The organism is Polaromonas sp. P1_F9 (assembly GCF_056405615.1).
Map to the genome: position 1 here is coordinate 148,645 of NZ_JBFUBT010000002.1, position 17,290 is coordinate 165,934.

Genomic DNA, 17,290 nt, shown 5'->3' on the forward strand with positions numbered 1-17,290 from the left:
AGTCCTTAAATTACTTTGGCTTCGTTCTTGAGCTTGTCCACCAGGGCAGCCACGTCGGCCACCTTGATGCCTGCGCTGCGCTTGGGCGGCTCGCTGACCTTCAGGGTCTTGATGCGCGGCTTGACGTCGACGCCGAGCTCTTCGGGCTTGATGTTGTCGAGCTGCTTCTTCTTGGCCTTCATGATGTTGGGCAAGGTGACGTAGCGCGGCTCATTGAGGCGCAGGTCGGTCGTGATGATGGCCGGCAGCGTGAGCGAGAGGGTTTCCAGCCCGCCGTCGACTTCGCGCGTGACCTTGGCCTTGCCGTCTGCAACTTCAACCTTGGAGGCAAAGGTGGCCTGGGGCCAGCCCAGCAGCGCAGCCAGCATCTGGCCGGTCTGGTTGCAGTCGTCGTCAATCGCCTGTTTGCCGAGGATGACGAGCTGGGGTTGTTCTTTTTCGACCAGCGCCTTGAGCAGCTTGGCCACAGCCAGCGGCTGCAGTTCTTCGGCGGTCTCGACCAGGATGGCGCGGTCGGCGCCGATGGCCATGGCGGTGCGCAGGGTTTCCTGGCACTGCAGCACACCGCAGCTGACGGCGATGACTTCGGTCACGACGCCCTTTTCCTTCAGGCGCGTCGCTTCTTCAACGGCGATCTCGTCAAACGGGTTCATGCTCATCTTGACGTTGGCGATGTCGACACCAGTGCCATCGGATTTGACGCGGACTTTGACGTTGTAGTCCACAACGCGTTTGACGGGAACCAAGACCTTCATGAGAGGACTCCAGAGTTGATGGATTGAGTACTAGTTGAAATCGAAATGAAATCGGGACTGAATTGACGTTAACGTAAACGTAAACTTTGCATTCTATGCTGCGGTATTCCTGATGCGGACTGCGGGACTGGTCACCGGAGGGTATCCAGGGGGGCCCAGGCAGAAAAAGAACGGTCGTTCTATTTTTCATTATAAAGGGCCGGACACACGGAATTAGAGCATCCTGCCCAACCCCTGGCCTGCAGGTGTCTTTCAAGCGTCAACTGCCGATGCAGCAACAGGTGACGGAACAGGGAAAAGGCGCACCACAAGCCATCCTTGACCCGCTCAGGAAGGCCTGGCACTGGCGGCGCCTTTCCCGCCCTCCGCGCTTTTTGCGTCCTCCGAAACGTTCACGCGGGTATGCACTACACGCTGCGGGTACGGAATGTCTATGCCGTGCGAGCGCAGGGACTCCAGAATGGCGAGGTTGACACGCGAGCGCAGGTTCTGCTGGCCGTTTTCCGGGTCGACCATCCAGTAGTTGAGCGTGAACTCCAGCCCGTCGGCGCCGAAGTTGGTGAGGTTGGCCCCTGGCCCAGGGTCTCGCAGCACGCGGTCCTGCTTCAGCGCCGCCTCGATCAACAGACGCATCACCAGCTCGACGTCGCTGTCATAACCGACTGATACCACGGTGGACTGGAGCACCTGGGAATCGGTCAGCGACAGGTTTTCAACGCGGTTGCTGATGAACATTTCATTCGGCACGATGGATTCGCGGCCCGACGGCGCACGCACGATGGTGTAACGCGCATTGATGTCGGTGATGCGCCCCTCGAAGGTGTCCACCCGCACGTTGTCGCCGATGCGCACGCTGCGCTCAGCCAGCATGACAAAGCCGCTGACATAGCTGGCGGCCAGCTTTTGCAAACCGAAACCCACACCCACCCCGATGGCGCCGCCCAGCACGGACAAAGCGGTGAGGTCGATGCCCACCGCCGACAGCGCCAGCAGCAGGCCCACAAACATCAGCACCGCTCGCGCGGCGTTGCTGACCGCCTTGCGCAGGGAAAGCTCACTGCCGGTGGCCGAGCGCAACACGCGCGCTTCGATGGCCGAGGAAATCCACAGCGTGATCAGCAGCACGACGCCGGCCGTCAGCGCGCCCTCAATCATGGTGCGCACCGACAGCGTCGAATTGCCGACCTTCCACTTGATGTCGTCGAGCTCATCAAGAATCACCGGCAAGAAGCCGCTGACCCACAACACCATGGCGATCCAGGCCAGCCAGGAAATGGTGCGCTCCAGGGCCCGCACCAGCGGGGCGTCCTTGAAAGCCACCTGCAGTACCTTGACCCCCAGGCGAATTGCGGCCAGCGATAGCAGCACCGGTATCGCCACCTTGAACAGGGCCAGCGGCATGACACGCGCCAGGAGGGCTTGCGCCGCATAGGCAAAAGACAGCAGCAACAGCGGAAACAGCACTCCGTCAATCACGCGCCGTCCGAAAAGGATGGAGGATTCGTCGGCCAGCGAGCGTGCCCGGCTTGCCACGCGCACCACCAACCAGGCCAGCAACACGCAGACGACCAGCGCCGCCAGTTCCTTCAGGGCCGTAGGCTGGGTCAGCGCCGTAAACCAGCCGTCCAGGGTATCGATGCGGGGAGAAGCGGAACGGGTCGTCAGGGCGCCGGCGCTGGCCATTGGGGTTTCCTTTTTTCGATGAAGGCCTGCACACCTTCCTGTGCCACAGCATGGGCCATGTTGCAGGCCATGGACTGGCCCGCCAGCTGGTAAGCGGCCTCGATGCCGGTTTCACGTTGCTGGTAGAAAAGCGCCTTGCCCATGGCGAGTGCTTCGCGCGGCTTGGACAGGAGCGACTGCAAGAGTTTTTCGACTTCATCGCAAAGCAACTCCGATGGCGCGACCCGGTTCACCAGCCCCCGCGCACGTGCTTCGTCCGCGGTAATGAATTCACCGGTGAGCAACATTTCCATGGCCTGTTTGGCAGGAACGTTGCGCACCAGCGGCACGCTGGGCGTGGCGCAAAAGAGGCCCACGTCAATGCCGTTCACGCCAAAAGTCGCGTCGCTGGCGGCCACCGCCAGGTCGCATTGCGCCACCAGCTGGCAGCCAGCCGCCGTGGCCAGGCCCTGCACCTGCGCAATCACCGGCACCGGCAGCTTCTGGATACTGAGCATCATGCGTGTGCACTGCGCAAAGAGTTTCTGGTAATAGGCCAGCTCGGGCCGGGCCCGCATGTCCTTGAGGTTGTGGCCAGCACAAAAAGCCTTGCCCTCGGCCGAGATGACCACCGCGCGCGCCGAGCTGTCGGCCGCGATCAAATCCAGTGCAGCCTGCAGTGCAGACAGCACGTCTTCACTGAGCGCATTAAAAGTGGCCGCCCGGTTCAGCACCAGACGTTGGACACCGCGCGCGTCCTGCGTATGAAGCACGGGAGCCGAAAGCTCAGCAGATACGGCACTCATGAATGCCCTACAAATCGGCCAGGACGCGGATATGCGCTTCCACGCTGCGCGCCAGCGCATTCAGGTTGTAGCCACCTTCCAGCGACGAGACGATGCGGCCTTGCGAATGGCGCCTGGCGACGTCCTTCAGGCGCTGGGTGATCCAGGCGTAGTCCTGCTCGACCAGTCCCATCTGGCCCAGGTCATCGTCGCGGTGCGCATCAAAACCGGCGCTGATGAAAATCATCTCAGGCTTGAACTCTTCCAGGCGCGGAATCCACGCCGCTTCGATCAGCTCACGCACGGCCATTCCCTTGGTATAGGCCGGCACGGGCAGGTTGAGCATGTTGCTGGCGTGGTTTTCGGTGCCGGTGTAAGGGTAAAACGGGTGCTGGAAAAAGCTGACCATCAGGACACGGTCGTCGCCGCTGAGGATGTCCTCGGTGCCGTTGCCGTGGTGCACGTCGAAGTCGACAATCGCCACGCGCTTGAGGCCGTGGCGCTCCAGCGCATATTTGGCCGCAACGGCGACGCTGTTGAAAACGCAAAATCCCATGGACCGGTTGTGGCAGGCATGGTGGCCCGGCGGGCGCACCGCGCAAAACGCGTTCTCAAGCTCTCCGGACATCACAGCGTCAGTGGCCGCCAGCACGGCGCCGGTCGCGCGCAGGGCGGCGTTCCAGGTGTACGCATTGAGCGCGGTATCGGGGTCTATCTGCGCATAGGCCGGCCCGCCGGCCTGGATGTCATCGACCAGGCTGTCGCTCAGGCCGCGGATCGCCGCCACCATCATGCGGTCGTGCGCCAGCTCGATGTCGCCCAGCGCCGCCAGGGGGGCCTCGCGTGCGTCCAGGGCGTCCTTGACGCCGGTAGCCAGCAACCAGTCGTCAATCGCGTCGAGCCGCTCCGGACATTCCGGGTGGCCGGGGCCCATCTCATGCTTGCGGCAATCTGCGTGCGTGAAATAACCAGTCGCGTTCATGGGGAAATAATTTGTAAAAAAATTACGGTATGGTTGGCACCATGAAAGTCACAGAAAAACTCCAGGCACTTCTTGATCAGCTTAACACGGTCATCGTCGGAAAACCGGCACAGGTACAGGACTGCGTGGCCTGCCTGCTGGCCGGCGGCCACCTGCTGATTGAAGACGTTCCGGGGGTCGGAAAAACCACCCTGGCCCATGCGCTGTCCCGTTCTTTCGGGCTGCAGTTTTCCCGGGTGCAGTTCACCGCCGACCTGATGCCCAGCGATTTGTCGGGTGTGTCGATTTACGAACGCCAGAAGGAAAGTTTTGTGTTTCACCCAGGGCCGGTTTTCGCGCAGGTTCTGCTGGCCGATGAAATCAACCGGGCCAGCCCGAAAACCCAAAGCGCCCTGCTCGAAGCCATGGAGGAAAAGCAGGTCACGGTCGAAGGCGAAACCCGGCCCCTGCCTCTGCCGTTTTTTGTGATCGCCACGCAGAATCCGCACGACCAGCTCGGCACCTACGCCCTGCCTGAATCCCAGCTGGACCGCTTTCACATGCGGATTTCGCTGGGCTACCCCGACCGTGCCGCCGAACGCGAACTGCTGCGGGGCGCCGACCGGCGCGACATGGTCGAAAAGCTGCCAGCCCTGCTGGCACCGCACGACCTGCTGGAGCTGCAGCAGATGGTGGCGCAGGTTCATGCGTCGGAGCCGCTGCTGAACTACCTGCAGGACCTGGTCACCGCGACCCGCTCGGGCCGCTGGTTTCTGCAAGGCCTCAGCCCGCGCGCAGGCATTGCCATCATGCGGGCCGCCAAAGCACAGGCCTTCCTGAGCAAGCGGGACTACGTAGCGCCGGACGACATTGCTGCCGTGCTGCCGCAAACCGCCGCACACCGGCTCATTCCCGTCAGCGACGCCGGGCGCGGCCCTGTGGAGCAGGTGCGGGCCATGCTCGACGCCGTGCCTCTTCCCTGAAGAAGATGGACGCCCCCCGAAGCGCCTCCGGCGCCTCCCCCCCCGGGGGTCGCCACCAGTGGCCCGGCAAAGCCGGTTCCACGGCGGCCCGCGAATGGAACCCTTCTGCCTTCATTCGCGGGCGCTTCCAGAAGTGGTGGCAAAGCAAACTGCCGTTCACAGACAGCGTGTCGTTGACCCAGCGAAATGTGTACATCCTGCCCACGCGCCCAGGCCTGATGCTGGGCGTGACGCTGCTGGTGCTGCTGGTGGCCTCCATCAACTACCAGCTCAACCTGGGCTACCTGCTGACATTCTTGCTGGCCGGCAGCGCGCTGGTCGGCATGCACGTCTGCCACGGCACGCTGCGCGGTCTTGCCATGAATTTAGTAGCGCCTCCCGCTCACTATGCGGGCGCTACCGCCGCATTTGATGTAAAACTCATGAACGCCAGGCGAACCGCGCGCCATGGCATCGGGCTGAGCGTACTGAACCCGCACGATGTGGACGCAAAAAAGGGCGATGAGCAGCACTGGGTGTGGACTGACGTTCCCGCCGAGGGCAGCAGCGTGGTGCAGGTGGCCTTCACGCCGCCGCAGCGAGGCTTGCACCGGCTGCCGACGCTGACCGCTGAAACCCGTTACCCGCTGGGCACCTTCCGCGTCTGGACGGTGTGGCGGCCAGCCGCCCAGATCCTGGTCTATCCGCAGCCCGAAGCCCACCCGCCACCGCTGCCGCCTGGCGAGCCCCGCTCCGGCGGCGCGGCGGCGGCCTCACGGGCGCAAAGCACGGGTGAATTCGATGGCGTACGCAGTTACCGCCGCGGCGACCCCATGAAACTGATCGTCTGGAAAAAAGCGGCCAAGGCCGACGAGCAGGGCAACGGCCTGGTCGTGCGCGACACGCAGCAAGCCCAGCGGCATGAACTCTGGCTGGACTTCATGAATGCGGGCTCAGGGGGTGTTGAACAAAAGCTTTCACGGCTGTGTGCCTGGGTGTTGATGGCCGACAAGCTCGCGCTGGACTATGGCTTGAGGTTGCCTTCGGTGGAGATCAAGCCTGCCAGTGGGGAGGCGCATAAAAGGCTTTGTCTGGAGGCGTTGGCGGTATGTTGAGGTTTTCGTTTGTCCGACGGCCGTGCCATTTGCTGGGGGCTGTTGGCCGGGGGTTGCCCGGCGGCAACTCACTTTCTTTTGCTTCGCCAAAAGAAAGTAAGCAAAGAAAAGGCGACCCTGCTGTCTGCGTCCCTCCGCTTCGCTACGGGCAACCTGCGGTGCTCGGTCCAGCCGGGGTCAAAAACAACTCGCCTGCGGCTCAAACAAGTTTTTGCACTGATCCGTCTGGACCTCCGCTCCTCGGCGCATACAGAAGGGGTGAGGTAAGGAATACCAACAGCCAACAGCCGAATACCAGAACCCGAACACTTGAAGAAACAAGGACACGCCATGGCGTGTCCTTGTTGGTATTGGTCCCCGCTCCCGATTACCCCTCGTGGATGCGCCGAGGAGCGCAGGCTCAGGCGGATCAGGGATCGCGATTGTCTGAGCCGAAGGCGAGTTCGAGCGAGACCCCGCCTGAGCCGAGCACCGCAGGTTGCCCCGTAGCGAAGGGCAGGGGACGCAGGAACCAGGGTCGCCTTTTCTTTGGTGACTTTCTTTTGGCGAAGCAAAAGAAAGTTACTTGCCGCCGGGCACCCCCCGGCCAGCAACCGCAGCAAAGCCCGCGGCAATCGAGACAGCGCGAAGGCGGCCAGCAGGAGCAACAATGCTGACCCGCCTCAAAACCCTTCCCCGCGACGCCCGCGACACCCTGTTCCTGTTGCTGGTCATCGCCTGGGTGCTGCTGCCGCAGGTGGGCAACCTGCCGCTGTGGTGCAGCGTGCTGGCCAGCGCCGTGCTGGTGTGGCGCGGCTGGCTGGCCGTGCAGGCAAGGCCGCTGCCGGGCAAGTGGTGGCTGCTGGCCCTGCTGGCGCTCACCATTGGCGCCACGCTGATGACGCACCGCACCCTGTTTGGCCGCGATGCGGGTGTGACCCTGTTGGTGGTGTTGCTGACGCTCAAGACCATGGAGCTGCGGGCCCGGCGTGACGCCTTTGTGGTGTTCTTTCTCGGCTTCTTCTGCATGCTGAGCAACTTCTTTTATTCACAGTCCCTGCTCACCGCTTTCAGCATGCTGCTGGGGCTGATGGGGCTGCTGACCGTGCTGGTCAATGCCCACTTGCCGGTGGGCAAACCGCCGCTGCTGCAAGCCGCCAAAACAGCTGGCTGGATGGCCCTGTTGGGCGCGCCCATCATGCTGGTGCTGTTTTTGCTGTTTCCGCGCCTGGCGCCTTTGTGGGGAGTACCGAGCGACGCCATGACCGGCCGCAGCGGCCTGAGCCCCAGCATGCAGGTGGGCACTATCGCTACCCTGGCACTGGATGACAGCGTGGCCATGCGCATCCGGTTTGAGGGCGGCAAACCGCCACCCCAGCAAGACCTGTATTTCCGGGGACCTGTCCTTTCAAACTTCGATGGACGCAATTGGCAGCCCCTGCGCGCCTTCCTGCCATCGCGTTACGCCTTGCCAGCCAATCTCGAGGTGGCTGGTGCGCCCGTCAACTATGAAGTAACTCTCGCCCCCAACAACCAACCCTGGATCTTCGTGATGGAGGCGGCCCCGCAAAGCCCCAGCCTGCCCGGCTACCAAAGCACCATGGACGCCGACCTTCAGTGGTTCACCAGCCGCCCCATCACCGACCTGGTGCGCTACAAGGCCCAGAGTTACCCGATCTTCAGGCACGGGCCGCGCCAGCAGGTGATCGGCCTGCAAGAATTTGTCACCCTGCCGGCCGGCTTTAATCCCCGCACGCTGGCGCTCGCAGCCGAGATTCGCCGCGACCCGCGTTATGCGGCGGCAAATACCCGCACGCTGGTGCAGGTTGCGCTGGAACGGCTGCGCACCGGGGGCTACGTTTACACGCTGGAGCCCGGTGTGTACGGGCAACACACCGCCGACGAATTCTGGTTTGACCGCAAGGAAGGTTTTTGCGAACACATCGCCTCGGCCTTTGTCATCCTGATGCGCGCCCTCGACATTCCGGCGCGCATCGTCACCGGCTACCAGGGCGGCGAGCTCAACAGCGTCGACGGCTACTGGATGGTGCGGCAAAGCGACGCGCATGCCTGGGCCGAAGTCTGGCAGGCCGGTGAAGGCTGGGTGCGCGTAGACCCGACCTCAGCAGTGGCGCCGGGACGCACAGGGGCGTTCCAGCGCCTGGCCGCACCGCAAGGCGTGGTGGCACAAGCCCTGGGCAATTTCAGCCCAACCCTGACGGCGCAGCTGCGCGCTACCTGGGAAGCCGTAAACAACAGCTGGAACCAGTGGGTGCTGAACTACACCCAGGGCAAACAACTCAATTTGCTGAAAGACATCGGCTTTGAGTCCCCCAGCTGGGAAGACTTGAGCTATGTGCTGATCGGCATCGTGGTGTTGGCCGCCCTGGCCGGCGCGGCCTGGACACTCTGGGACCGTGCGCAGCACGACCCCTGGCTGCGCCTGCTGGCCCGTGTGCGCAAGCGGCTGGAAAAGGCCGGTATCCACAGCACGCCCGCCACCTCGCCTCGCCAGCTGGCGCTGGAGGTGCTGCGCCGCTACGGGACACAAGGCGAAGCACTGCACGACTGGCTGATGCGCCTCGAACACCTGCGCTACGCCGCCGTGCCGGCAAACAGCGGAAAGACAGCGCAAGAACTTCACGTGCTCAGGCAGGAGTTCGAGCGGCTCGCCTGGCCCGCTTAAAATCGGGCCAGCCCTCCCCGCTCACCCCTCGTCATTCGATCACCCTCCTTCATGCGCCTTCAACGTTTCGGATTTGCTCTCTTTTTGATAGCTGCTTGCGCGGGATCAGCATGGTCTGGCGAGGCAACAAATATCAAAAAGCGCGTGGCCGCCAAATCGGCCCCGGCGCAAGGGCCGCTGTATTCGACCCGCCCCGAAGCCATGCAGTTTGCCGACGACATGGCCGCACGCCGCGACCTGGACCCCGACTGGGTGCGCGATGCGATCGGCCAGTCGCGCTACAACGCCACCGTGGTGCGGCTGATGCAGCCGCCGGCCAAGGCTTTCGTCAAAAACTGGCGGGTCTACCGCAGCCGCTTCATCGACCCGGTGCGCATCGAAGCCGGCAGACGCTTCTGGCTGGAGAACCAGCAGACGCTGGAGCGCGCCGAAAAGGAATACGGCGTACCCGCCGAAATCATCGTCGGCATCGTCGGCGTGGAAACCATTTACGGCCGCGACACCGGCAGTTTTCGCGTAATGGATGCGCTGACCACGCTGGCCTTCGACTTTCCGGCCAGCCACCCCCGCGCTAAAGAGCGCAGCGAATTCTTCAAGGGCGAAATCGAACAGTTCCTGACCCTGCAACGCCGGCTTGAGGCCAATCCCTTCGACGCACGCGGCAGCTTCGCAGGCGCCATGGGCATGCCGCAGTTCATGCCCTCCAGCCGGGTCAAATACGCGGTGGACTTCGACGGCGATGGCAACATCGACCTGTCGGGCAGCCCGGCCGACGTGATCGGCTCGGTCGCAAGTTACTTCAAGGCTTTCAACTGGCAGCCCGGCATGCCCACGCATTACCCCGTGGGCTTCGACAAAAGCCGGCTCGACATGGACGCCCTGATGGCGCCGGACATCCTGCCCACCTTCAGCGTTGAGAGTTTCACGGCCAAGGGTGCGGTTTTAGACGGCCCTGCCTTGCAGCACACCGGGCCGCTCGCGCTGGTGGAGCTGCTCAACGGCCCGGACGCGCCGCAATACATTGCGGGCACCGAAAACTTCTACGCCATCACCCGCTACAACTGGAGCAGCTATTACGCGATGGCAGTGATTGAGCTGGGGCGGGAAGTGGCGGCGCGGGTCAGACAGTGAGGCGATGGCGGGTGCCGGCATGGATCCGAATGCAACACCCTGGTTAAGTTCCGGCGACCGGTACGCGCAGCCAATAGCACTCGCCGACACCTGAGATTTCACGAACAGCGAAACCCTTTCTTTCGAGAACCCGGCGCAACTTGAGATTCGGCGTGGCGCAATGAACCGCATGGACCCGCCACTCCACGAAAGCGAGGCCCTCGCGCTTTGCAAAGCGGCTCGCAAGGGCAGCCAGGCTGGGCAAGGCACCCTCGCCTCCGCCATCAATATGCGCCAGCTCCATCAACAGCGTATCGCCCTGCACCTTGAATTTCCCAAGCATGTTGGCGCTGCCGGCCTTGAACACGAGCGGCTCGTCGCGAAGCACCATGGCCTGGAGTTCATGGGTCGGCAGGTCCAGCACCTCATCGACCGTATACCCCTCGAGCAGAACTTGTGGCATAGCGTGTTCCTGCGGGTCAGGCATCAACCCGCATTCTGCGAAGGCCAGCGATAGCTCAACACCGCCGCCAACGGATAAAAATGCTCGCGCACCTCGTCGAGCTGATTGCCGCTCCATAAGTACACATACTCCGCATCCGCCCGGAGAAAGAAACCGACATGCCCTTTCCAGCCGCCGGGATCTTCCCGCGACAGCACGGCGATGCAGCCAGGCATAGGCGCGCTGAGGGGCTCGCCCCAGTCCAGCCATGAGCGTGCCAGCGCAGACCCGGTGCCGGGAATACCGACCTGGGCCAGCGACCAGTTCACGAACGAAGAACACCACGAGGCCTTGTCGTCATAGCCGCGGATATTGGTGAGCGCGTGGTATTCGGTGACCCGGGGATTGCTTTGACCGACGGGAAATGTGCGAACGCCCGCTTCGGCAAAGGCGATGGGCATCCAGGGTGCGTGCATGGAAATCAAAACTGGCTCAGACCGTAACCTTGATCTCGCCCGCTAGCTGTGGAGTGACTCTTGGCCCAAAGCTCTGGATGTTTGCCAGCGTCGTCGTATGGTGTGCCGAAATCTGTGCCGCAGTGAGGATTCCGTTGTCCACGGTGGAGTGGCCATCCGAAACCAGCGTGACCGGATAGCCGAGAGCCAGGGCCCGCCGGGTCGTTGTGTCTACACAGAAGTCGCTTTGCAGGCCGCAGATGATCAGCTTCTTGACGCCACGCTCCTGCAGCAGGGTCTGCAGCTCCGTGTTGTGGAACGAATCCGTCGCCTTCTTCCGCAGGCGGATATCGGTCGGCTGGGTGTCCAGCCCATCGGCGAGTTTCCAACCCTCAGTTCCATATTCCAGCGGATCATTCGGCGCCTCGTGCTGGATCAGGATGACGGGAGCTCCCGCGGCGCGGGCCTTGGCAGACACCTGGTTGATTCTGTCAATGACGCGCCGGCTTTCAAAGGCCCCGCCCTCACCGGAACAAAGAGCCGTCTGAACGTCGATGATAAGGAGCGCTGTTGTCATCATGGGATTAATGTCTGTTGTTGATGTGTTGGCGAAAAGGGGAAATTCAGCTGCCGCAATTTTCAGGCTCGACCGGTGCCTGGTTCGCATCGCCGGAGCCATGCTGTTGCATCGCCTCCTGCCACAGCCTGGCGAGTTCCCCCGGGCGATCGGGGTGGGTTTCGTACACGGCAGCGCCTGGCGGAATCACCACCCAGGAGAGCGCGCTTTTTGTCCAGAGGTGCGCAACAGGCTCAAACTCCCGCGCGTTGTGCAGTGTGCCGGGCAGCAGCGCCGCCATGGTCGGCTTGTCGGCCGGTTCCGCCCACAACCGGGTATCGCAATCAACACACACTTTCGCCCTGCGCTGACGCCCATTTCCCATGTCAAATGTCAGGAGCTGCGGGCTTCCCTGCGTGACCTCCAGCGCCGAGCGGTCAACCCACATGGCCAGCCGCATGGCACCGCCGGTGCGCCGCTGGCAGTCTGTGCAATGACACGCGTAGAACGTCAGCGGATGCGCAGTCAGCTGGTACTGCACCTTTGCGCAAAGGCAGCTGCCGGTCCATGGCGGTTTTGATTCCGGGTAACGCATTTTTAGCCTGACGTTGAAATCAATCGGCAGCCAACAAGCATGCAAAGCAGGCTGGCCGAACATCCGTGCCGACCAAGCTGGCAAATTGCGTCATGCGCCGCTCCAGCCCCAAGTACCCACCGCAGTCAGCCCTCACGTGAAGCTCGATCTTCGTCGGGTTCACTGCAAACAAACCTGACACCCGTGACGCCGCGAATGCTGGGGACAGCAATCAACGTAATCGGTGTCGCCAGCGTGGTCTCCTGGATTCCTGCCCAGGCACCGTTCTCCCAGATGGAAATTGCTTCCAGTTGATCAAGCTCCGCGTTGTAGCTGGCCGAGCCAATCACATCGCTCCCCTCGATGCACAGCGTAATGACCGGCTCCGTCATTGCATCCGTGACATCCGAGGTGTTCAAGACCGGGCACTGCCACGTCTCGTCTTCCACCTCGCCTTCCAGTCCGGCCTCCCAAGCCCACAACCAAATGGGATGATTCTCGGCGTCCTGCAGCGAGATATCGTCCAGCGCCTTCGGCGTTCCAAATTCGAATTTCATGAATTTTGTTCTTGTGGGCAGGTGTTTGAGATGAGTGGTTGAGCTTCAGACCGGTTGACTCTTGGAGGTGTACTTCAGGCGTGACGGATTCCAGAAGGCAAACTGGCTCCCGTTTCTTGCAATCTCCAGCGCGGAGGCTCCCCCTAAATCTTCCATGACTTCCGACACCTCGCTCTCGTCACCCAGATCGTCGAACTCGACGGCAAACGCTCTCTCGACCACATCTTCGTAGTGCTTCATGGTGTTCTCCATTGCAACTTCTTCAGCGATTGGGCCAGCAATACGATGCGTGTGGATGTCCTGGTCTATTGCAAACGTTTTGATGCGCCAGGTCTCGTTTTCCGAGAACCACCACTGAACCGTGTCGAAGTAATCACCTTCAGCATCATGCTCAACGTTGCCGACATAGGAGCTTTGAACCGTGAGCTGGAAGACAAGCAATTTATTCATGATGAAGTCCAATATTCAATACAAACAGGCCAGCAAGGGCGGCTGAAATGATCGACCGTTAAGGGAACGAGGATTCGATCATACGGAATGCCCAGGAAGACCAGCAGCAGGCGCACCTTGCAGGCATTGCCAGAAGTTTCTCGATCGTAAAGGTGAAGCATATGCGCGTTACGGCACTCAACATTGGCGTTATGCGGCGAGTGGCATTCCCAGCTCACATTTCCCAGTTGAACCTGCCGGTGACCGAGCGATTCGGTAACTTCAAGATACCGTCATTGCCGCGGACGGAGAGTTCGAAATCCGGCGGCAGCTTGCTGTCTCCCGGATTCCTGTAGCGAACGAGCAGGATTTTGGCCTTTGTATCAAATGCCACGACCACCAGGTGCGGCGGCCGAAGCATCGAATTCGAGCCCGCCCCAGGCGCGGCAAACGACACGCCAGCCAGAACGGGGCGCTCCTGCTGCCCGATTTCGAAGTCCAGAACGTAGCCGGCACTTTCGAACGACAGGGAGCCGGTGGCGTGTGCGCCACCGCTTGCGGCGATAGCGAGTACGGCGGCGGCAAGAGTGGGATGCATCTGTGACTTCACTTGTCACCCCAGCGCCAGCTCGGGGGCTCGCCTTTTAGCCAGCAGACGGCTACAAGCACGGCGCATAGAAGCACCGAATACATGACAAATACAGCTTGACCGTGACCTGGAAGCAGAAACACGGCGCCAGCCAGAATCAGGAAGGCAAAGCCCGCCATGACGGCCCAGCCTTGCCACACGGCTGGAAGGCCCCAGCCCCAACCGTAGCGCTTTGCGGGAAACCAGTAAGTCTCAGATCGCATCTGTGACGGGGAAAGTTCGAGGGCCAGGTATTTGGTGCCGGGAACGGGATTGAAAGTGACGGGCGGCGCCGGCTGAAAGCCCAGCGTTTCATAGACGTGCTGTGCGGCGGAAAACTCAGGCAGGACATCGAGACAGATGCGGGAGTAGCCTGCAGCCCGCGCCTCATCGACGGTGCGCTCGATGAGCCGGCGTCCAAGGCTTTCGCCTCTCGCATCCGGCCGCACGTAGACGCGCTTCATTTCGCAGGTGGTTGCGTCAACGCGGCGAAGCGCGGCGCAGCCTACGACAGTGTCGCCCTTCCATGCGAGAAGCAAACGGCCTTCAGGTGCCGCGTACTTTCCGGGTAACGCAGCGAATTCCGCCTCGTAATTCTGGAAGGCAAGGCTCACGCTGGGACTGCCAACGTACTCCCGAAGGATGGCTACGACATGCTCAAGGTCATCAGGGAAGTTTGCGGGCTTGATCTCGGTCATCGTGAAAGCGTACCGCATCTCGCGCCGAAGCACACGCCTCCAGGCAATTCTCGATGGGAGTTCAGTTGTCGCGGGTTCGGTGTATGAACTCCGCCTTGTCCTTCACCAGCCCTGCCGGATCCCCTGTTTCAAGAAGCACCTTCAGGTCGCACAGGACGATGGTGAACCCTTCGGTGGCATTCACCACCGGATCCGTGCCGCCGTCGTCTTCAAAACCCCGGACCTCAACACTGGCGACAGTCGCGCCTTTTTGTTCCTCGGCAAACTTCATGTCGACGTCCAGCCCGCCTTCCAGCCAGGAGAACGCAATGCGGCACGGCGCATCGAATGCGGTGACGCGCACACGTTCAGTCGCGCCGGGAACCATGAATTGCCACTCAACTTGAGCACCTTGAGCGAGCGGGCCGGTGGTGCTTTTCAGCCAGAACCTTGTGATGAGATCAGGTTGGACAAACGCGTTGAAAACCTCTACTGCGGGGCGTCGAATGGGCATCTTCGCCCCGGCAACCAACTCAGCCATGGGAGCCTCCTTCAATGAGTACGCGAGGTGCACGGATGAGCAGTCTACGCCGCACTGACGGCCGGGCGTTCTTCAATGCTTAACGAAATGTATGCAGCCAGACCTGCGGCATAAGCTGGCGTTTGCAAGCCGCTGCAACGACCAGGTAAGGCATCCAGCATCCACTCGACTTTGATTCACCATGAGATTCGGTCGCCCTGGCCAATTCCTGCCGGCTCGCTGGATGCGCGTCCTGTCTGAACCGCTATCAATTCAATAGCTGCTTGCGCTTATCCCTATTGGGCTGAGTCCGCTTTTTATGCCTAAAGACGGCCATTTTTGGCCGCTGCAGACCTCCTTGACGCCCCAGGCGGTCATTTAAAGCGCTAAAACAGGTTTTGGAGCACTTTCCAGCTTTTTTTTGAGCGATTTATGCTTCCAGCCCAATCCCAGAAAGCCCAAGCAGCTATCAAAACAATAGCACCAGAACAGGCTCAAACCGGCTGAATCGTGATCTCCACCGTCATCGACTCTTCCCCGCCTCCCTGCCGCACACCCTTGATGGGTGGGCAGGCGTTGTAGTCGGTGCCCATGGCCAGGCGCACGTGGCGCTGGTCGATCAGGCAGCTGTGGGTGACGTCGATGCTGACCCAGCGGCGCGTTGCCACGTCCAGGCACACGTCGCACCAGGCGTGGCTGGCGAGGTCGGGCTCGTTGGCTGCGTAGAAGTAGCCGCTGACATAGCGCGCCGGGTAACCCAGGCTGCGGCAGATGGCGACCATGACGTGGGCCTGGTCCTGGCAGACGCCTGCCCCGGACTTGAAGGCCTCCAGCGCCGTGGTCGTCACGTTGGTGCTGTTTTTCAGGTAGCTCACAGCGCCTGCCACGCCCTGGCTCAATGCCAGCAGGGCCGGCAAACTTGCAGTGCCGTCCAGGCTTTGCGGAATAAAGCGGCGGCCAAATTCGGCGAGTTCCCAGTGCGGTTCGGCCAGATGCGTGGCGCGCAGAAAAAAGTACGGGTGCGGCAGGGTTTCCGGGTCGTTGAACTCGGCCACGCCAAAGGTTTCCACATCGCCGGCCGCGTTGACCAGGCTCCAGCGCACGTTGTCGGCATCCTTGCCCACAAAGGTGTAAGAGCTGATGGTGTTGCCGAAAGCGTCACGCTGGGTAAAAAGCTTTTCAGGCGCGCCCAGGCTCCAGAAATGCACTGTCTGCGCCGGGCTGGACTGCGGCGTGAGCCACAGCGTCTGCAGCGCATAGCGCAGCGGCTCGGTATACCGGTAGTCGGTGATGTGCCGGACGTGCAGTTTCATGCTCGAGCAAATACTGAATCGGACGCACCGCGGCCGCACTGCAGCGTCGCCGAGAGAGAGGTTTTCGCCAGCAGGGGCCGCGGAACCGGCTTTGCCGGGCCGCAGGCGCAGCGCCCCCTCGGGGGGCAGAGAGCTACGCGCAGCGAGCGAACGTGGGGGCTCAATGCGTCGCCGGCACAAGAAACTCGCGGCTGATGTGTGCGCCCAGTTCATTCACGCGGTCCAGGAACTGGGTGAGGAATGCGTGCAGGCCCGTGGCGAGGATTTCGTCGATCCGTGCGTACTGCAAATCAGCCCGCAATTTGCCGGCGCGGCGCTGGGTTTCGCTGCTGGTGTCGCTGGTCACCATGGCAAGATTGCTCATGACTTCGTTCAGGCAGGCCAGCAGGGAGCGCGGCATGTCGGCGCGCAGGATCAGCAGCTCGGCCACGCGCTCGGGTTTGATGACGTCGCGGTAAACCTTGCGGTAGACCTCAAAGCCCGAGACGCTGCGCAGGATGGCGCTCCAGTGGTAGAAGTCGTATTCCTGGTCTTTCTCGCCGGCCATGCCGAGGAAGTCGTTCTGCACGGCGTGAAACTTCACATCCACCAGCCGGGCGGTATTGTCGGCACGCTCAAGAAAGGTGCCGAGCCGCAGGAAGTGAAAGGCTTCGTCCTGCAGCATGGTGCCCAGCGTGACGCCGCGCGAAAGGTGCGAGCGGAACTTGACCCATTCAAAGAACTGGCCCGGGTCGCGTTCGAAGTCGCCGCTGCGCAGCATGCGGATGACTTCCAGGTAAGTCTGGTTCTGCGTTTCCCATACTTCGGTGGTCAGCGTGCCGCGCACGGCCCGGGCGTTTTCACGGGCGTTCTGCAGGCAGGAAATGATGCTGGACGAGTTTTTCTCGTCGCGCACCATGAAGTCCATCACGTCGCGCGGGTTGATGGTGTCGCCGTACTTGGCGGCAAACGAGGGCTTGAGCTCACTGATGCTGAGCAGGCCCTGCCAGCCGGCCTGCACCAGCGCATCGGATTGCGGCAGCAGCGAGGTCTGGTAGTTCACATCCAGCATACGCGCTGTATTCTCGGCCCGCTCGGTGTAGCGCGACATCCAGAAGAGGTGGTCTGCAGTGCGTGACAACATG

18 protein-coding genes and 1 pseudogene are annotated in these 17,290 nt (G+C 61.9%); 4 read left to right on the forward strand and 15 right to left on the reverse strand.

Going from position 1 to position 17,290, the window contains the following annotated elements; translation table 11 throughout:
• Window positions 1-5: 5 nt before the first annotated feature.
• The 4 genes from AC1DYR_RS05790 to AC1DYR_RS05805 all read right to left on the reverse strand — a co-directional run bounded on the left by AC1DYR_RS05790 (window position 6) and on the right by AC1DYR_RS05805 (window position 4,184).
• Window positions 6-755 (reverse strand): electron transfer flavoprotein subunit beta/FixA family protein, encoded by a 750-nt coding sequence (locus AC1DYR_RS05790; RefSeq protein WP_477700186.1) that lies wholly within the window; start codon window positions 753-755, stop codon window positions 6-8.
• Between the two features lie 327 nt (window positions 756-1,082).
• Window positions 1,083-2,438: a mechanosensitive ion channel family protein gene (locus tag AC1DYR_RS05795; RefSeq protein WP_477704248.1), complete on the reverse strand. Its 1,356-nt coding sequence runs from the start codon at window positions 2,436-2,438 to the stop codon at window positions 1,083-1,085.
• Window positions 2,417-3,223, reverse strand: a complete 807-nt coding sequence (locus AC1DYR_RS05800) for an enoyl-CoA hydratase (RefSeq protein ID WP_477704249.1) — start codon at window positions 3,221-3,223, stop codon at window positions 2,417-2,419. The genes AC1DYR_RS05795 and AC1DYR_RS05800 overlap by 22 nt, the downstream gene beginning before the upstream one ends.
• Before the next feature lie 7 nt (window positions 3,224-3,230).
• The gene (locus AC1DYR_RS05805) at window positions 3,231-4,184 is read right to left on the reverse strand and encodes a histone deacetylase family protein (RefSeq protein WP_477704250.1); all 954 of its coding nucleotides are present in this window, start codon (window positions 4,182-4,184) and stop codon (window positions 3,231-3,233) included.
• 41 nt (window positions 4,185-4,225) lie between these two features.
• Between AC1DYR_RS05805 and AC1DYR_RS05810 the strand changes: the two genes are divergently transcribed.
• The 4 genes from AC1DYR_RS05810 to mltB all read left to right on the forward strand — a co-directional run bounded on the left by AC1DYR_RS05810 (window position 4,226) and on the right by mltB (window position 10,036).
• The gene (locus AC1DYR_RS05810; RefSeq protein WP_477646801.1) at window positions 4,226-5,146 is read left to right on the forward strand and encodes an AAA family ATPase; all 921 of its coding nucleotides are present in this window, start codon (window positions 4,226-4,228) and stop codon (window positions 5,144-5,146) included.
• 5 nt (window positions 5,147-5,151) lie between these two features.
• On the forward strand, window positions 5,152-6,240 hold the full coding sequence (locus AC1DYR_RS05815) for a DUF58 domain-containing protein (RefSeq protein WP_477704251.1): 1,089 nt from the start codon (window positions 5,152-5,154) through the stop codon (window positions 6,238-6,240).
• A gap of 649 nt (window positions 6,241-6,889) precedes the next feature.
• Window positions 6,890-8,905: a transglutaminase TgpA family protein gene (locus AC1DYR_RS05820; RefSeq protein WP_477704252.1), complete on the forward strand. Its 2,016-nt coding sequence runs from the start codon at window positions 6,890-6,892 to the stop codon at window positions 8,903-8,905.
• 51 nt (window positions 8,906-8,956) lie between these two features.
• Window positions 8,957-10,036, forward strand: a complete 1,080-nt coding sequence (gene mltB, locus AC1DYR_RS05825) for a lytic murein transglycosylase B (protein ID WP_477704253.1) — start codon at window positions 8,957-8,959, stop codon at window positions 10,034-10,036.
• Window positions 10,037-10,079: 43 nt separating this feature from the next.
• Here mltB and AC1DYR_RS05830 read toward each other — a convergent pair whose 3' ends face one another.
• From AC1DYR_RS05830 to AC1DYR_RS05880, 11 genes and pseudogenes are all read right to left on the reverse strand, one after another.
• On the reverse strand, window positions 10,080-10,478 hold the full coding sequence (locus AC1DYR_RS05830) for a hypothetical protein (RefSeq protein ID WP_477704254.1): 399 nt from the start codon (window positions 10,476-10,478) through the stop codon (window positions 10,080-10,082).
• Window positions 10,479-10,501: 23 nt separating this feature from the next.
• Window positions 10,502-10,933 carry a TIGR02594 family protein gene (locus tag AC1DYR_RS05835; RefSeq protein ID WP_477704255.1) on the reverse strand — a complete coding sequence of 144 codons (432 nt, stop codon included), beginning with the start codon at window positions 10,931-10,933 and terminating at the stop codon, window positions 10,502-10,504.
• Between the two features lie 16 nt (window positions 10,934-10,949).
• Window positions 10,950-11,492 carry a cysteine hydrolase family protein gene (locus AC1DYR_RS05840; RefSeq protein ID WP_477704256.1) on the reverse strand — a complete coding sequence of 181 codons (543 nt, stop codon included), beginning with the start codon at window positions 11,490-11,492 and terminating at the stop codon, window positions 10,950-10,952.
• A 43-nt stretch (window positions 11,493-11,535) separates the two neighbouring features.
• On the reverse strand, window positions 11,536-12,063 hold the full coding sequence (locus tag AC1DYR_RS05845) for a GFA family protein (protein ID WP_477704257.1): 528 nt from the start codon (window positions 12,061-12,063) through the stop codon (window positions 11,536-11,538).
• Window positions 12,064-12,188: 125 nt separating this feature from the next.
• On the reverse strand, window positions 12,189-12,599 hold the full coding sequence (locus AC1DYR_RS05850; protein WP_477704258.1) for a hypothetical protein: 411 nt from the start codon (window positions 12,597-12,599) through the stop codon (window positions 12,189-12,191).
• A 45-nt stretch (window positions 12,600-12,644) separates the two neighbouring features.
• Window positions 12,645-13,049: a hypothetical protein gene (locus AC1DYR_RS05855; RefSeq protein WP_477704259.1), complete on the reverse strand. Its 405-nt coding sequence runs from the start codon at window positions 13,047-13,049 to the stop codon at window positions 12,645-12,647.
• 214 nt (window positions 13,050-13,263) lie between these two features.
• Window positions 13,264-13,626 (reverse strand): hypothetical protein, encoded by a 363-nt coding sequence (locus AC1DYR_RS05860; RefSeq protein ID WP_477704260.1) that lies wholly within the window; start codon window positions 13,624-13,626, stop codon window positions 13,264-13,266.
• A 266-nt stretch (window positions 13,627-13,892) separates the two neighbouring features.
• Window positions 13,893-14,354 (reverse strand): annotated as a pseudogene (locus AC1DYR_RS05865) (GNAT family N-acetyltransferase); the annotation flags it as partial.
• A gap of 61 nt (window positions 14,355-14,415) precedes the next feature.
• Window positions 14,416-14,874: an SRPBCC domain-containing protein gene (locus tag AC1DYR_RS05870; RefSeq protein WP_477704261.1), complete on the reverse strand. Its 459-nt coding sequence runs from the start codon at window positions 14,872-14,874 to the stop codon at window positions 14,416-14,418.
• 473 nt (window positions 14,875-15,347) lie between these two features.
• Entirely contained in the window at window positions 15,348-16,166 is an 819-nt protein-coding gene (locus tag AC1DYR_RS05875; protein ID WP_477704262.1) for a transglutaminase family protein, read from the reverse strand.
• 160 nt (window positions 16,167-16,326) lie between these two features.
• Window positions 16,327-17,289 (reverse strand): alpha-E domain-containing protein, encoded by a 963-nt coding sequence (locus tag AC1DYR_RS05880; RefSeq protein WP_477704263.1) that lies wholly within the window; start codon window positions 17,287-17,289, stop codon window positions 16,327-16,329.
• Between the last annotated feature and the right edge of the window lies 1 nt (window position 17,290).

Coding starts and splice junctions, on each gene's coding strand:
- AC1DYR_RS05790 (WP_477700186.1), bottom strand. CDS start 755: ATGAAGGTCTTGGTTCCCGTCAAACGCGTTGTGGACTACAACGTCAAA.
- AC1DYR_RS05795 (WP_477704248.1), bottom strand. CDS start 2,438: ATGGCCAGCGCCGGCGCCCTGACGACCCGTTCCGCTTCTCCCCGCATC.
- AC1DYR_RS05800 (WP_477704249.1), bottom strand. CDS start 3,223: ATGAGTGCCGTATCTGCTGAGCTTTCGGCTCCCGTGCTTCATACGCAG.
- AC1DYR_RS05805 (WP_477704250.1), bottom strand. CDS start 4,184: ATGAACGCGACTGGTTATTTCACGCACGCAGATTGCCGCAAGCATGAG.
- AC1DYR_RS05810 (WP_477646801.1), top strand. CDS start 4,226: ATGAAAGTCACAGAAAAACTCCAGGCACTTCTTGATCAGCTTAACACG.
- AC1DYR_RS05815 (WP_477704251.1), top strand. CDS start 5,152: ATGGACGCCCCCCGAAGCGCCTCCGGCGCCTCCCCCCCCGGGGGTCGC.
- AC1DYR_RS05820 (WP_477704252.1), top strand. CDS start 6,890: ATGCTGACCCGCCTCAAAACCCTTCCCCGCGACGCCCGCGACACCCTG.
- mltB (WP_477704253.1), top strand. CDS start 8,957: ATGCGCCTTCAACGTTTCGGATTTGCTCTCTTTTTGATAGCTGCTTGC.
- AC1DYR_RS05830 (WP_477704254.1), bottom strand. CDS start 10,478: ATGCCACAAGTTCTGCTCGAGGGGTATACGGTCGATGAGGTGCTGGAC.
- AC1DYR_RS05835 (WP_477704255.1), bottom strand. CDS start 10,933: ATGCACGCACCCTGGATGCCCATCGCCTTTGCCGAAGCGGGCGTTCGC.
- AC1DYR_RS05840 (WP_477704256.1), bottom strand. CDS start 11,492: ATGATGACAACAGCGCTCCTTATCATCGACGTTCAGACGGCTCTTTGT.
- AC1DYR_RS05845 (WP_477704257.1), bottom strand. CDS start 12,063: ATGCGTTACCCGGAATCAAAACCGCCATGGACCGGCAGCTGCCTTTGC.
- AC1DYR_RS05850 (WP_477704258.1), bottom strand. CDS start 12,599: ATGAAATTCGAATTTGGAACGCCGAAGGCGCTGGACGATATCTCGCTG.
- AC1DYR_RS05855 (WP_477704259.1), bottom strand. CDS start 13,049: ATGAATAAATTGCTTGTCTTCCAGCTCACGGTTCAAAGCTCCTATGTC.
- AC1DYR_RS05860 (WP_477704260.1), bottom strand. CDS start 13,626: ATGCATCCCACTCTTGCCGCCGCCGTACTCGCTATCGCCGCAAGCGGT.
- AC1DYR_RS05870 (WP_477704261.1), bottom strand. CDS start 14,874: ATGGCTGAGTTGGTTGCCGGGGCGAAGATGCCCATTCGACGCCCCGCA.
- AC1DYR_RS05875 (WP_477704262.1), bottom strand. CDS start 16,166: ATGAAACTGCACGTCCGGCACATCACCGACTACCGGTATACCGAGCCG.
- AC1DYR_RS05880 (WP_477704263.1), bottom strand. CDS start 17,289: ATGTTGTCACGCACTGCAGACCACCTCTTCTGGATGTCGCGCTACACC.